Genomic DNA, 12,349 nt, shown 5'->3' on the forward strand with positions numbered 1-12,349 from the left:
GGGCGGGATCTTCGGCGCGATCGCGTCCGGCTTCGCCTGGCTGCTGCCGCACGCCCGGCCGGCCATCGACGGCTTGACCGGGCTTGCATACAGGAAGGTCGGCGGCCTCGTCATGGCTCGCATACAGCAGGCAGGCGGCCCCGCAGGGGCCGCCCTTGATGAAGTAGAGAAAGTTTAAACACACGTGGGCTGAGGCCACAGGTCGTGCCGAGCTAGTCACGCTGCTGACGACGCGCCTTGGCAAGTTCGCGCATCTCGGCAACGACATCCTCATACCGCCACCGGTATTGACCACCAGGTGTCACTAGGGCGGGCGTAATCAAGCCCTCCTTGGCGTAGTGCGAGATCGTCCGCCGCGCCAGGCCCAGCTTCTTGGCCAGCTCGGTACTCGAAATCAGCGGCGACGCATCCTCGGTCACCAGCTCATCGTCAATGCCCCGAACGGTTGCCGCTGCCTTGCTTGCCTCGATATGCAGGTAATACCCTGATTGCCTTGTTTGCCTTGTCGGGAGCGATGACGGAGGACCGGGCATGACACCCAATGCGCAACTTGCGGTGCTGGCACGCGCGGCACAATGGGAACTCGACGCAGCTGCTTTCGAGATCGGCGGCGGCCGCTACACGGAGCACCAGCGCCATCAGCTCGCCAACCAGCTGGCAGCCCTGGTCGAGGCACTTCGTTCAGACGCCAGTAAGCCGCTGATCATCGACGCGGTCGCGGAGTAAACGAAACGGCGCCGCCTGGCCTGAGCCAAACAACGCCGTTCTAGGTGGTCGTTCGTGCCTACCACCGATCAGCCACCAAGGACGACTGCGGCTCGACTTCAGCGGCAGCCCGCACTCAGATCAGTTCGGCCATCTGATCGACGATGGCGCCCGGCTGAAGCTCTTCGAACTGCTCGCGCTTGCCGGGCTTGTTCGCGTATGCGATGCACTTGGCCCCAGCGCGTTGCGCGGCTTCGATGTCGGTGACCGAGTCTCCGATCATGACGCAGCGTTCAGGCGAGACACCCAGGAAGCTCGCCGCCCGCAGCAGGAGATGAGGCTGCGGTTTGAGTTCACTGACGTCCGCATTCGTGCGAGCGGAGACGTCAGCAACCACGTTGGTCAGGCCGTGCGCTTGGAGGTAGGCATGGACGGCTGTCTCGGAGTTGTTCGAGACGATGACCACCGGGATCGCCTGCCGCGAAAGGGACTCCAGAACGGCGACCGCTCCTGGTGTCGGCGGGGCAACCTCGACTGCGCGCGACTCCAGTTCCCGCAGCCGGTGCTCAACGACCGTCGCGAAACCGCCAGTCGTAGCGGCAGCGTACTTCAGGACGTCGAACGGGTCGCGGCTCCGATCAACCGCATCCGGTAGCTCGCCCTCGAACAGCTCCCGCAGCCCGGCGGCCACCTGGTGATCCGCCAGGCCGCCGAAGACGGCGCAGACGGGTCCGTCAAAGTCGAGCAGGACTGCGTCACTGCTGGAGATGATCTCCGGCGGCCCGGTCATCGGCGCACTTCCCGGGCGACGGTTGACCAGATGCTGTCGAACCACATCTGGGACTGCTCGATGAACAGCGCGCTCAACGATTCGTCGTTCGGCTCGGCGGCGTGATGGAACAGGGTTGCGTCTTTGCCCATGAGGTCCCAGATCGGCGTGTCCTCGCCATCGAGCTGCACGACGTGTTCCCGCACCGGGTAGTAGCCGAAGAACGCTTCGGATTTGTTGATCAAGTAGAGCTTGAACAGCGGAACCGCGGGATACACCCGGAGTTCCGCCTTGGCATCCGCCACAAGCCCGAGGCGGCCCATTTCGTTGACCGTGTCGACGATCGCCAAGGTGTGACGCTGCATGATCCCGCTAGCCCGCTTTCGAAACGCTGGGCTGTCCTCCATGTCCTCGACGCGGGCCGGCAGAGTCCAGGGCACCTCAGTGTCGGGCACGAGCAGACGAACCCGGATCGACTCGGGGCGCACGCGACCGCTGCGGATCTTGTCGAGCGGCTCCGTGAGCGCGCCATGCAGGGTCTCTCCGGAGAAGCCAGCAAAGTCGATCGTGACGTCCGCCTGCTCGAAGGCCCGTTCAAGGTGAGGCCGGAGACCAACCGGGCGCTCTGTGCGCTCCCGAACGAAGACGCCACTGCCCTGGCGGGAGACGACAAGGCCCTCATCGCGGAGGATGCGCAGCGCTTGCTGAATGGTCATACGCGCGACGCCGTAGCGCTTCGCTAGCTCCGCCTGCGAGGCCAGTTTGTCGCCCGGCATGAGCTTCTTCGTGAGGATCGTCGCCCGGAGCGCGTTCGCAACTTGTTGATACGGCGGACGCGGGTCGTCGGGGTCCAGTTCAGTCATTTGCCCAGGTTATCGCAGCAAGCAGCAATCTGACTAGCCATGTTGGCCAACCTGTTGACATGGCTAGCCAAGCTGGTTTAATCTGTACATGGCTAGCCAAGCTGGCCATGTGAAACCAAGGCTCTACGGAGGACGAGATGCTGCGGAACGTTCCGGTTGTGCTTGAGGGTTACAAGCTGCGCGTGGTCGAGGACCCGGTGATCAAGACCTACACGAAGGACGGCAAGACCGAGTACGCCCTGAACGAGGACAACCAGCCGATGTACGTCGTCGCGGTCTACATGAAGCCGAAGCCGCGTGAGGACGGGCGTCCGGCGGGCAAGGGCACGGAAATGAAGGTGACCCTGGAGACGAAGCCGCCGGAAGAGGTCACGGACGGCGAGCTGATCGAGCTGCACAACCCGCGCTTCTCTCAGTTCCCGATGGACAACGGCGGCACCGGCTTCACGATGAAGGCCGCCGGGGTCAAGCTGGCGGGCTGATCCGCTTCCTACGAAAGTTTTCTTTTCTTTAGCCGCTTCAGGCTAGTTGCTCTTTGAGAATTCCACAGTGGGCCGAGCTATGCCTTCTTTCGGCGCGAAATTTGCGTCGGGGAGGCCATATTGACCCCCGGCTAGTGCCGCATATTGATGCGCCGGGGGTCTTTATGGTCTTCAGGACGAAGGTTGCGGAGAGGAAGTGTTTTATGTCGCTGAAGTACTGCCCGGCCTGTGATTGCGACAAGTGGCTTTACTCGCACTCGCGGGACGCGCACTGCCGGAAGTTCGCGAAGAAGTTTGTGATCAGGCTCGGGAGCTGATGATGTACGGATCTTGCGGTTGCGGTTTTCACGGTTCGGGATGCATCCACGGGATGCAGGGAAGGGGTTGATCAGTGAACGGGAGTTTGCCGGTCGGGATGCAGCGCAACACGCCTGCGGTGGCCCGGTTGAAGAAGCTCGGGGAAACGCTGGATCAGTTGTACAAGGACTTGACTCACGTTGAGTTCTTGGAAGACGACATCATGCAGAAGAAGGACTTCCAGGAGGCCATGGAATTGGCTGAGGCGGCTTGTTCTGCGGTGTTCGGGGTTCGGGACGCGGTCGCCAAAAAGGGCGGCCCGAATGTGGCGAAGGGATACCAGAAGTAATGGCCAAGGGTGATCAGGTGCACGCGACGGTCCGGCGCATCGACGCTTCGATGCTGACGCTGGTGAAGATCATGCAGAAGTTCGGTGTCCCCAAGGGGATGGGGACCTCGCTGAACAGGATGCGGGGTTCGGTGGGCGATTTGGTCGCGAAGTTGGAGATGACGCAGCGCCGGAGCTGATCCGGTTCTGCTCGGCGGGCGCTGGACCTGGAGGCGGGTCCGGCGCCCCTTTTTTGTCTGCTCGTCAGAAAGGGTGCACGGCAATGCGGGACACACGGGTGGGTGCTGACACGGTCACGCCGCTTCGATGGGCAGTTCGGATGGTGGTCGGCCATCCTCGGTCGTCGGGTTCGGCGGCGGTGACCTCGGCGGCGGTGTTCTGGTTCGGGCTTCAGACCATGGTGTGGGCCGCCGGGATTGCCGTGCTGCTGGGCGTGTCCTGGCGGCTGCTCGATCAACCGACGTTCGACCGGTTCGCGGGCCGGTTGTTGCGGGCGTGGTGGAGACGGTGGTGGACATACCAGCGGCAATGGCTGCGGATCATGGCCTCCTGCAACCTGACCACGATCGATCACAAGGGCAACACGCTGGTGCCCCGCGTGACGCGGGTGAAGAGCACGTGGTCGTGGGACACGGTGCATGTCCGGATGGCCAAGGGCCAGGAGCCGGAGGACTTCGAGAAAGCCATGAACCGGCTCGCGAACTCCTTCCGGGCGCGAGCGACGAACGTGCGGCAGATCAAGCCGGGCAAGATCGCGCTGGACTTCCAGCGGGCCGAGCCGTTCGACGAGATGTACATCCCGCTGCCCGAGCTGGCCGACTCGACCACCGAGGTCGACCTCACCCGTCTAGTGCTCGGGCGGGACGAATACGGCCGGGACTTCACGCTCAACCTGCTGGAGAAGGATCTGCACGTCCTCTTCGGCGGCGCGACGGGCGCGGGGAAGGGCTCGTGGCTGTGGGCGCTGCTGCGGGCGCTGGCTCCGCTGATCCGGGCCGGGTACGTACGGCTGTGGGTGATCGACCCCAAGGGCGGCATGGAGTTCGGCATCGGCCGCGAGATGTTCTACGAGTTCGCCGACAACGACGAAGACGGCCTCAAGGTCATGCAGAGGTACGCGGGTGTCCTCGATGACCGGAAGCTGGAGCTGGGGCGCCAGGGCATCCGGAAATTCACGCCGTCGCGAGAGACTCCGCTGGAGCTGCTGATCTGCGATGAGCTGGCCGCGATGACCTCCTTCGGCGGCAAGGCGATCAGCGTCCCGTTCGAACCGCTGATCTCCAAGGGCCTGACGCAGTACCGCTCGGTCGGCGGCCGGATCATCGCCGCGACCCAGGAACCGACCAAGGAACACATCCCGATGCGCGGCCTGTTCCCCACGAAGATCGCGCTGCGGCTGGATTCCTCGTCGTATGTGGACATGTGCCTCGGTGAGGGCATGCGGGACATGGGCGCGTTCGCCGACAAGATCCCGGAATACCTCGCCGGTACCGCCTACGCGAAGAAAGACGGCCGCCGCGAACCCGTCCGGGTCCGGGCCCCCTACACCAGCGACGACGACATCCAGGAACTCGTGGACTTCTGCACGCGCCTGGGCACGGTCACCGAGCTGCACCGCGACACCACTGAACCGGAACTCGCCGAGGAGAACGAGATGCCGGCCGACATCTACACCTTCGACTTCGAAGAGCACGAAGTCGACGACGACGAGATCGACGAGACCGAGTACTTCGAAGGCGACGAAGAAGACGACGAGATCGCCTGACGAAGGGAAGTGGTGAGTATGCGCAAGAACACCGGCAAGGGCGTGGAGAAGACCAGGCCGAAGTGCGACCAGTCCTACAACTGCCCGGCGGACCTCAATGACCACAAGTGGAACTGCGAGTCGCTGGGCGCGTGGTTGAGAACGGCGGCGGACAAGGACGGCGACGTCATGCCCGGCGATGAAGGGTGATCAGCGCCTTGACGCGTTGATCAGTGGCAAATCTCCCGTTTAGTAGCGGCCCGCCCGGCACCGGCAAGTGCATCCGGGCGGGCCTACCCCTGTAGAGAGGCAGGATCCATGTTGGCAAAGTTCGCCCTGGGTGTCACCAGCGCCACCACCGTGGCCGCCGGAACGTGTGCATACCGGCTGTTCCGGCAGACCCGCACCGACCCCCTGACCGGCTTGGGCAACCGGGCGGCGCTCGTAGCGGCGTTCAACCGCGCTCGCCGGTTCCGGCGGGGCCAGCTGGCTGTGGCGGTCGGCGACATGAACGGCTTCAAGGCGTTCAACGACACCCACGGCCACCGCTTCGGCGATCGGGTGCTGATTGAGGTCGGGGCGGTGCTGGGGCACATGGCGTTCCGCGGTGAGGTCCCGGTCCGGCTGCACGGCGATGAGTTCGCGGTCCTCATCCCGTGGGTGGTCAGCGCCGATGATGCCGAACGCCGCACCCGGGAATTCCAGGCGGCGGTGTCCACCATCGACGAGATCGACGGTCAGCCGGTGGAGGTGTCGATGGCGCTGGGCGTGATGAGCGCCCCGGCCGACACCGCCCAGCTGCCCGCGCTGCTGAGCTCGGCGGATGACCGCATGTACGGCGACAAGCACGCCACCAAGACCCACACCGACCGTGTCGGCGTGGTGGCCTGACCGTCCAGAAAGGACGAAGAGATGAGCTTCGGCAAGGACTACTTCTACGGCTGCATCGGCCGCGAGCTGCTCGAAGTGAATCCCCGGCGTCCCGGGGTAGAGATCACGATCACCGAGATCGGGCCGGGCGGCAGGAAGCGTTCGGCGATGCTCAGTTGCGATCAGTTCCGGCAGCTGCTGGCCGAGGGATACGAGATCTTGCAGGCGGTTGATGCGCTGCGGGACGAAGCGATGCGGGTGCGCGAATCCGCGCTCAAGAAAGGGAATCAGTGATGCAGAACATACATGTGGAGCTCACGGGCAAAGGCGTCGTGGGCCTCCTGGCGACTGTGGCGTTGGTGCTCGGGGTGCTGGCACTGGTGTGGCTGCTGGTCACCCCGGCGTGGGCGATCGGGATCGGCGCGGGCCTCGTGCTGCTGGTGCGGGGCGTGTTCTGGCTGTTCAAGCCCCACGGCGAGTAGGAGGGGTGAACGATGGGCCTGCTGCGCCGCAAGCACAAGCAGGACGCCCCGGGTACGACGGGGAAGACACGACGGGTCCGCAAGCTCGGGCACCGGATCTCCGAAGCGCGGGAACTGCGGGGCCTGGTGCGAGACCCCGACCTACGTGCCGTGGAGATGGAGCGGCAGACCCGGCGCACGCTGATCGGGCTGTGGTTCTTCCTCGCCTTGGGGCTGGTGTTCACCACCGCCGGTGTCCAGAAGTTCCTGGCCGGTGATGCGCCCCGGGCTGATCCGCTGTGGTGGGCAGCCTGGACGGTCGAGCCGATGTTCGCGGGCCTGTTGATCACGGTCCTGAACTTCGAGGCCATCGTGTTGTCCTACGGCCGCGAGCCGGAGCACGAATGGTGGTATCGGCTGAAGAAGGTGCTGCTGGCGTCGACCCTGGCGATGAACGTCATCCCGCAGATCACACCGCTGCTGCGGTTGCAGTGGGAGAAGTTCAACCTGGGCTCGGCGGCGGTGCACGCGATCATCCCGGTCATCGTCTACGGCATCGCGGAGATCATCCCGGTCATCCAGGCCAAACGACGCGAGATCATGCTCCTGATCTACGAGAGCGCCGACCAGGCCCCGGCCGCCGACGACGGCCCGGAACCCGAACCGGAAAGGCCGGCCGAACCAACCCCGGCACCGACCCCGGCAGCGGTCCCCGAGCCAGCCCCGGCACCAACCCCGGCAGTGGTCCCCGAGCCAGCTCCCGAACCGGCACCGGCTCCGAGTCCGGTTCCGGTGATGCCTGCGATCCGGAAAGCTCCCCCGCTCCCGGCACCGATCATCCAGACGATCAAGGATGCCCGGGCACAAGCCCTGGCCGACGGGCGGGAGTTCACCGCCGCTGACATCCAGCGCGTCGCGAAACTGCCTGCCGGGATTGCCGAACAGGTCGCGGCCGAGTTCGCCACCCGTAACGGGCACGCGTTCGCCTGAAAACCTTTGCGGGACAACTGAATACAACAAAGCACAACCCATGCTCGGCGGGCAGCACCGTCGACCTGGTGGTGATGCCCGCCGGGCTCCATCCCCCTCGGAGGTCACCACATGGTGTTGCCCGCTCTTCCGAATGTCGACCGCATGAAGCGGCGCATCCAATCCCCCGACTACCGCGACTGGCGCAAGAAAGTTGAAGACGTCTACGGCTGCCTGCACCCGGTCCGCCTGTCGGGCCTGTGGCAGATCACCGACAAGACCACCGGCCAGGTCCTCACCCGCCCCGATGGCCGCCCGGCCGAGACCAGCGGCCACATCCTCTCGCCCTGCGGCAACCGCCGCGAATCGGTCTGCCCGGCCTGCTCCGACCGCTACGCCGCCGACGCCTTCCAGCTCATGAGGGCCGGTCTCTCCGGTGGCTCGAAGGGCGTGCCGGTGACGGTGTCGGACAAGCCGCGTCTGTTCGTCACCCTCACGGCCCCGTCGTTCGGGCCGGTGCACAACCGCCGCCCGACCGCGTCCGGGAAGCTCATGCCGTGCCGCTGCGGCCGCTACCACCACGAACACGACCCGCTGATCGGCCAACCCGTCGACCCCGGCACCTACGACTACACCGGGCACGTCCTGTGGCAGGCCCACTCCGGGAAGCTGTGGAACCGGTTCACGGTCAAGCTTCGGCGGCACCTCGCCCGCGCGGCCGGGATCACCGTCCGCGACTTCGCCGACCACGCCCGGCTCTCGTATGCCAAGGTTGCCGAGTTCCAGAAGCGCGGCATCATCCACTTTCACGCCGTGATCCGCCTCGACGGCCCTGACGGTGCCGTGGACACCACCCCGGCGTGGGGCACGGTTGAGCTCCTTGCCGACGCCGTGCGCGCGGCTCATGCCGATACCGAGGTCGATTCCCCGGAGCTCGATGACGGCCAGGTGCTCACCTTCGTTTGGGGCGAGCAGGTCGACGTCCGTCCGATCCGCCCGGCCGACGCGCGGCGGTTCGAAGAGCGTGACGGGACGATCAGCGACGACCGGATCTCGTCCTACGTCGCGAAGTACGCCACCAAGGGCACCGGGAAGTCCGAAGCCGCGGACCGGCCGATCCGCTCCCGCACGCAGATCGAGTACCTGCGCACGACCGAGCACCACAAACAGATCATGCGCACCGCCTGGGACCTCGGCGCACCCGTGGCCTGCCCGGACTGCCACCCCGACGGCGAGCACCAGGCCGGCGGATGCGCCTGCGCCACGATCGACCACTGCGGCCGGTGCGAGAACGGCGGCTTGATCCCCGGACCGTTCGGCGAGCTCAACCTCCGGCGCTGGACACACATGCTCGCCTTCCGAGGCCACTTCCTCAGCAAGTCGCGGGCCTACTCGACCACGTTCAAGCAGCTCCGCGAAGACCGGCAGATCTGGCGCTTTGAGCAGAACCTCGCCGAGCTCGGCGTCGACGCCGACACCGTGGCCGTGGTCAACCACTGGGACATGACCAGCGTGGGCCACCGCACCCCCGAGGAACGCGAGCTCGCCGCCGCCATCGCCGAACGCACCCGCCAAACACGAAAGCAGAAGTACGCCACCGAAAGGAAGGACTGACCATGAGCAAGCTGTGGGGCATCGAAGACGTCGCTACCTACCTCGGTGTCCCGAGGCGCACGCTCTATGAGTGGCGTTCGAAGGGCTACGGTCCGACTGGTCGCAGGGTCGGGAAGTACGTCCGTTACAAGCCGGAGGATGTCGAGTCCTGGTTCGAGTCTCAGGAAGAGGTATTGGTCTGATGCCTCGTCCTCCTCTGCCGATTGGCACTTACGGCAAGATCCGCACGTACGAGACGGGTTCGGGCTGGCGAGCGGTGACGAAGTTCCGGGACTTCGACGGCGTCACGAGGCCGGTTGAACGAACTGGGCGCACCAAGGCTGCGGCCGAGCGGAACTTGAAGAAAGCGCTCGTAAAGCGGGGCAAAGTCCTCGGCGGAGCGTCGATTAAGCCGGAGACGAAGTTTCGGGACGTGGCTGGTCTCTGGTTGAAGGCCCTAGAGAGCAAGGTGGACGCGGGTACTCGTTCGCCGACCACCTTCGACCAGTATCGAAGCAATCTGCATCTCCATGTCCTTCCAGCACTCGGTGAGCTCCGAGTTGGTCAGGAGGTGACGGTGCCGACGGCCGAAGCGTTCCTGCAGGCGTTGCGGACCAACAAGGACGTTTCGGTGGCCAAGACCGCCCGGTCTGTGGCGTCCGGCGTGATGGCCCATGCGGTACGGCATGGCGCGCTGGAGCAGAACCCTTTCCGGGAGACTTCCCGGCTGGAGAAGAAGCGGAGGAAGCGGGTTCGGTCGTTGACCTTGGACGAGCGGGTCAAGTGGCTGGAACAGCTGGAGGCCGACGACAAGGCGAGCCGCTGGGATCTGCCGGACCTGTCACGGTTCATGCTGGCGACCGGTGTTCGCATCGGCGAAGCACTGGCGGTGTTCTGGCCGGAGGTCGACCTCGGAGAGGGCCTGGTCGCCGTCGACTACAACGTCGTCAGGATCAAGGGCAAGGGCCTGATCAGAAAGTCGACCAAGACCGAGTACGGCGAGCGGACCTTGCCGCTGCCCTCGTGGGCTGTCGAGATGCTGCGTCGACGCTTCGCCGAGACCGATGATCCTGACGGCCCGGTGTTCCCGGACAGTCTCGGCGGGCTCCGTGACCCGTCGAACACGCGGCGGGTCCTTCGCGAGACGCGCGGCAGTGAGGGCTTCGCCTGGGTCACCTCTCACGTGTTCCGCAAGACCGCCGCGACGATCCTCGACGAGGCGGGGCTGACCGCCCGGCTGATCGCGAACCAGCTCGGGCACTCGCGGCCGTCGATGACGCAGGATGTGTACATGGACCGAGAGGCAGTCAGCCGCGACACCGCTGACGCACTAGAGGCGGCGCTCGGTGTACAGGACGGCCAGTAGTTTTGTGTGGGAAAAGTGTGGCTCGGCGTACATCAACACGAAACCCCAGGTCTGTGACCTGGGGTTTTGGTGGGTCGCCAGGGGATCGAACCCTGAACCCGCGGATTAAAAGTCCGCTGCTCTGCCAGTTGAGCTAACGACCCGCGTGCCCAAGGTTACAAGGTCCAGGCGATCTTGTGCGGTACCGGTCGCAGCTTCTTCGCCGATGAAGGTCACATCCGCACCCGCCTTGCCCTGCGGTGAGGGGTTCCCCCACCTCTCCGGCCCGTGGCCGGAGCAGCGACCAGCGGCCAACTTAGGTTCGGCGCAGGGCGCTGCGCCCGTTGCCGGGCCGGTTCCGGGGACAGTGCAATCCCGTGATTACATCACTGCAGGTCAGAGGGTTTTTAAAAACTTCTTTCGGCTGATTGACAACCTCGGCGGGCAGTACACGTCTTTCGGGGCACAGGGGAACGAAACAGCTTTACGAAGGGGACACCAATGCAGCTCAACCGCACTCGGACGCTCGGCGCGATCTCCGGACTCGTCGGGGGCGCCCTCCTGCTCGCCGGATGCGGCCAGCCGGCTGCCGCGCCGCAGACCACGCAGGGCACCACCGACGGCTCCGCGGCGGCCGCCGGGATCGCCCCCGGCGAGTTCCACCCCGACCAGTCCGCCGGTGACGGCAAGTCGACGAGCGACTCCAAGCCCTCCGCCGGCACGACGGCCGGTGGCCAGGCGCCCGGCAGCGGTCAGCGCACCACCGGTGCCAAGTGCACCTCCAGCGACTTCAAGGTCGACCTGAACGTCCAGCCCGACCGCCCCGGCGTCCTGCTGATGGCCGTCACCAACAAGTCGCAGAAGGTCTGCGACCTGAACGGCTGGCCGACGGTCACGCCGCTCGACATGTCCAACAGCACCGGCGACGTGCCGACCCAGCAGGTCGAGATCCCGGGCGGCCCGACGGACTTCAGCCTCGACCCGGGCGAGACCGGCTTCGCCGGCGTGCTCATCGAACTCGGCGACAAGGGCGACTCGAACACCTTCGTCGCCACCGGCTTCCAGGTCGGCGTGCCGGGCGCCAGCGACGCGGTGAACGCCACCATCTTCGGCACCGACGGCACCAACACCGGGAACGGCGGGCTCTACGCGGAGTTCCCGATCAAGTCGATGAAGGTCGGCACGCTGCAGCCCGCCGCCCAGGGCGTCACCGTCTTCGACTGATCCTGGCGGGTTGGCCGGTCGGCGGCAGGGGAATAGGGGCCTCTCCGGGGGCGTTCCACAGGCGCCGTTGACGCTGACGTTAGGAGCGCTTCAATGCCGCTGACCGGCGAATATGAACCCAGCCCGACGGAGTGGGTGCGCAACCAGGTCGAGGAGTACGAAGGCTCGGGCGGCACCAGGGGAACCACGCTGCGCGGGCTGCCGGTGATCGTCCTGACCACCAAGGGCAACAAGTCCGGGAAGCTCCGCAAGACCCCGCTGATGCGCGTGGAGCACGACGGCTCCTACGCCGCCGTCGCCTCCCTCGGCGGGGCGCCGAAGCACCCGGTCTGGTACTACAACGTGCTCTCGAACCCCACCGTCGAACTGCAGGACGGGCCGACGCGCCGGGACTACGTGGCGCGGGAGGTCACCGGGGACGAGAAGGCGCTGTGGTGGTCGCGCGCGGTCGCCGCCTATCCGGACTACGCGGACTACCAGGAGAAGACCTCGCGCGAGATTCCGGTGTTCGTGCTGGAACCGGCTGCTTAGCAGGATCGGGGCGCGACGGCTCGTGCCCTCGCGCCCCAACTGCACTACCGCGACCGCGAACCGCGCCTCCAGTTAGCGCAGCACCGCGAGACCCGGCCTGCGGCGCCTAGCCGCCACGATGCCCTCATCTGTGTTTTCGCACGTCCA

General features: G+C 65.7%; 18 protein-coding genes and 1 tRNA gene. 15 read left to right on the forward strand and 4 right to left on the reverse strand.

Features of this window, described 5'->3' with window-relative positions:
• Positions 1–212: 212 nt before the first annotated feature.
• Positions 213–419 carry a MerR family DNA-binding transcriptional regulator gene (locus AB0H93_RS36320; protein ID WP_358579518.1) on the reverse strand — a complete coding sequence of 69 codons (207 nt, stop codon included), beginning with the start codon at positions 417–419 and terminating at the stop codon, positions 213–215.
• Positions 420–531: 112 nt separating this feature from the next.
• Between AB0H93_RS36320 and AB0H93_RS36325 the strand changes: the two genes are divergently transcribed.
• Complete coding sequence (locus tag AB0H93_RS36325; protein WP_358579520.1) at positions 532–726, forward strand: hypothetical protein; 195 nt, start codon at positions 532–534, stop codon at positions 724–726.
• A gap of 115 nt (positions 727–841) precedes the next feature.
• Here AB0H93_RS36325 and AB0H93_RS36330 read toward each other — a convergent pair whose 3' ends face one another.
• Together AB0H93_RS36330 and AB0H93_RS36335 are read right to left on the reverse strand one after the other, a co-directional pair.
• Positions 842–1,495 carry an HAD family hydrolase gene (locus AB0H93_RS36330; RefSeq protein WP_358579522.1) on the reverse strand — a complete coding sequence of 218 codons (654 nt, stop codon included), beginning with the start codon at positions 1,493–1,495 and terminating at the stop codon, positions 842–844.
• On the reverse strand, positions 1,492–2,337 hold the full coding sequence (locus AB0H93_RS36335; protein WP_358579524.1) for a GntR family transcriptional regulator: 846 nt from the start codon (positions 2,335–2,337) through the stop codon (positions 1,492–1,494). The genes AB0H93_RS36330 and AB0H93_RS36335 overlap by 4 nt, the downstream gene beginning before the upstream one ends.
• Before the next feature lie 158 nt (positions 2,338–2,495).
• Between AB0H93_RS36335 and AB0H93_RS36340 the strand changes: the two genes are divergently transcribed.
• From AB0H93_RS36340 to AB0H93_RS36395, 12 genes are all read left to right on the forward strand, one after another.
• Entirely contained in the window at positions 2,496–2,819 is a 324-nt protein-coding gene (locus AB0H93_RS36340; protein WP_358579526.1) for a hypothetical protein, read from the forward strand.
• 391 nt (positions 2,820–3,210) lie between these two features.
• Positions 3,211–3,465: a hypothetical protein gene (locus AB0H93_RS36345; RefSeq protein WP_358579528.1), complete on the forward strand. Its 255-nt coding sequence runs from the start codon at positions 3,211–3,213 to the stop codon at positions 3,463–3,465.
• Positions 3,465–3,644, forward strand: a complete 180-nt coding sequence (locus AB0H93_RS36350; protein WP_358579531.1) for a hypothetical protein — start codon at positions 3,465–3,467, stop codon at positions 3,642–3,644. The genes AB0H93_RS36345 and AB0H93_RS36350 overlap by 1 nt, the downstream gene beginning before the upstream one ends.
• A 140-nt stretch (positions 3,645–3,784) precedes the next feature.
• On the forward strand, positions 3,785–5,230 hold the full coding sequence (locus AB0H93_RS36355; RefSeq protein WP_358579533.1) for an FtsK/SpoIIIE domain-containing protein: 1,446 nt from the start codon (positions 3,785–3,787) through the stop codon (positions 5,228–5,230).
• Positions 5,231–5,248: 18 nt separating this feature from the next.
• A complete protein-coding gene (locus tag AB0H93_RS36360) occupies positions 5,249–5,419 on the forward strand; it encodes a hypothetical protein (protein WP_358579536.1) in 171 nt (56 codons plus the stop codon).
• Positions 5,420–5,527: 108 nt separating this feature from the next.
• On the forward strand, positions 5,528–6,100 hold the full coding sequence (locus tag AB0H93_RS36365; RefSeq protein ID WP_358579538.1) for a GGDEF domain-containing protein: 573 nt from the start codon (positions 5,528–5,530) through the stop codon (positions 6,098–6,100).
• Positions 6,101–6,121: 21 nt separating this feature from the next.
• Entirely contained in the window at positions 6,122–6,373 is a 252-nt protein-coding gene (locus AB0H93_RS36370) for a hypothetical protein (RefSeq protein ID WP_358579541.1), read from the forward strand.
• Positions 6,373–6,561, forward strand: coding sequence for a hypothetical protein (locus AB0H93_RS36375; RefSeq protein WP_358579543.1), 189 nt, complete (start codon positions 6,373–6,375; stop codon positions 6,559–6,561). The genes AB0H93_RS36370 and AB0H93_RS36375 overlap by 1 nt, the downstream gene beginning before the upstream one ends.
• Before the next feature lie 12 nt (positions 6,562–6,573).
• Positions 6,574–7,530 carry a hypothetical protein gene (locus AB0H93_RS36380; protein ID WP_358579545.1) on the forward strand — a complete coding sequence of 319 codons (957 nt, stop codon included), beginning with the start codon at positions 6,574–6,576 and terminating at the stop codon, positions 7,528–7,530.
• Between the two features lie 144 nt (positions 7,531–7,674).
• Positions 7,675–9,123 (forward strand): replication initiator, encoded by a 1,449-nt coding sequence (locus tag AB0H93_RS36385; RefSeq protein WP_358579547.1) that lies wholly within the window; start codon positions 7,675–7,677, stop codon positions 9,121–9,123.
• Positions 9,124–9,125: 2 nt separating this feature from the next.
• Positions 9,126–9,305: a helix-turn-helix domain-containing protein gene (locus tag AB0H93_RS36390; RefSeq protein ID WP_358579549.1), complete on the forward strand. Its 180-nt coding sequence runs from the start codon at positions 9,126–9,128 to the stop codon at positions 9,303–9,305.
• On the forward strand, positions 9,305–10,468 hold the full coding sequence (locus AB0H93_RS36395) for a tyrosine-type recombinase/integrase (protein WP_358579551.1): 1,164 nt from the start codon (positions 9,305–9,307) through the stop codon (positions 10,466–10,468). The genes AB0H93_RS36390 and AB0H93_RS36395 overlap by 1 nt, the downstream gene beginning before the upstream one ends.
• 67 nt (positions 10,469–10,535) lie before the next feature.
• On the opposite strand, the gene AB0H93_RS36400 is transcribed toward AB0H93_RS36395, so the two are convergent.
• Positions 10,536–10,611, reverse strand: a tRNA-Lys gene (locus tag AB0H93_RS36400).
• Between the two features lie 337 nt (positions 10,612–10,948).
• Here AB0H93_RS36400 and AB0H93_RS36405 point away from each other — a divergent pair.
• Complete coding sequence (locus AB0H93_RS36405; protein WP_358579553.1) at positions 10,949–11,671, forward strand: DUF4232 domain-containing protein; 723 nt, start codon at positions 10,949–10,951, stop codon at positions 11,669–11,671.
• A gap of 93 nt (positions 11,672–11,764) precedes the next feature.
• Positions 11,765–12,202, forward strand: coding sequence for a nitroreductase family deazaflavin-dependent oxidoreductase (locus tag AB0H93_RS36410; RefSeq protein ID WP_358579555.1), 438 nt, complete (start codon positions 11,765–11,767; stop codon positions 12,200–12,202).
• Positions 12,203–12,349: the final 147 nt, after the last annotated feature.

This window comes from Saccharopolyspora sp. NPDC050642, from assembly GCF_040654735.1.
Lineage (GTDB): Bacteria > Actinomycetota > Actinomycetes > Mycobacteriales > Pseudonocardiaceae > Saccharopolyspora > Saccharopolyspora elongata.

Coding starts and splice junctions, on each gene's coding strand:
- AB0H93_RS36325 (WP_358579520.1), top strand. CDS start 532: ATGACACCCAATGCGCAACTTGCGGTGCTGGCACGCGCGGCACAATGG.
- AB0H93_RS36330 (WP_358579522.1), bottom strand. CDS start 1,495: ATGACCGGGCCGCCGGAGATCATCTCCAGCAGTGACGCAGTCCTGCTC.
- AB0H93_RS36335 (WP_358579524.1), bottom strand. CDS start 2,337: ATGACTGAACTGGACCCCGACGACCCGCGTCCGCCGTATCAACAAGTT.
- AB0H93_RS36350 (WP_358579531.1), top strand. CDS start 3,465: ATGGCCAAGGGTGATCAGGTGCACGCGACGGTCCGGCGCATCGACGCT.
- AB0H93_RS36355 (WP_358579533.1), top strand. CDS start 3,785: ATGGTGGTCGGCCATCCTCGGTCGTCGGGTTCGGCGGCGGTGACCTCG.
- AB0H93_RS36360 (WP_358579536.1), top strand. CDS start 5,249: ATGCGCAAGAACACCGGCAAGGGCGTGGAGAAGACCAGGCCGAAGTGC.
- AB0H93_RS36365 (WP_358579538.1), top strand. CDS start 5,528: ATGTTGGCAAAGTTCGCCCTGGGTGTCACCAGCGCCACCACCGTGGCC.
- AB0H93_RS36370 (WP_358579541.1), top strand. CDS start 6,122: ATGAGCTTCGGCAAGGACTACTTCTACGGCTGCATCGGCCGCGAGCTG.
- AB0H93_RS36375 (WP_358579543.1), top strand. CDS start 6,373: ATGCAGAACATACATGTGGAGCTCACGGGCAAAGGCGTCGTGGGCCTC.
- AB0H93_RS36380 (WP_358579545.1), top strand. CDS start 6,574: ATGGGCCTGCTGCGCCGCAAGCACAAGCAGGACGCCCCGGGTACGACG.
- AB0H93_RS36385 (WP_358579547.1), top strand. CDS start 7,675: ATGAAGCGGCGCATCCAATCCCCCGACTACCGCGACTGGCGCAAGAAA.
- AB0H93_RS36390 (WP_358579549.1), top strand. CDS start 9,126: ATGAGCAAGCTGTGGGGCATCGAAGACGTCGCTACCTACCTCGGTGTC.
- AB0H93_RS36395 (WP_358579551.1), top strand. CDS start 9,305: ATGCCTCGTCCTCCTCTGCCGATTGGCACTTACGGCAAGATCCGCACG.
- AB0H93_RS36405 (WP_358579553.1), top strand. CDS start 10,949: ATGCAGCTCAACCGCACTCGGACGCTCGGCGCGATCTCCGGACTCGTC.
- AB0H93_RS36410 (WP_358579555.1), top strand. CDS start 11,765: ATGCCGCTGACCGGCGAATATGAACCCAGCCCGACGGAGTGGGTGCGC.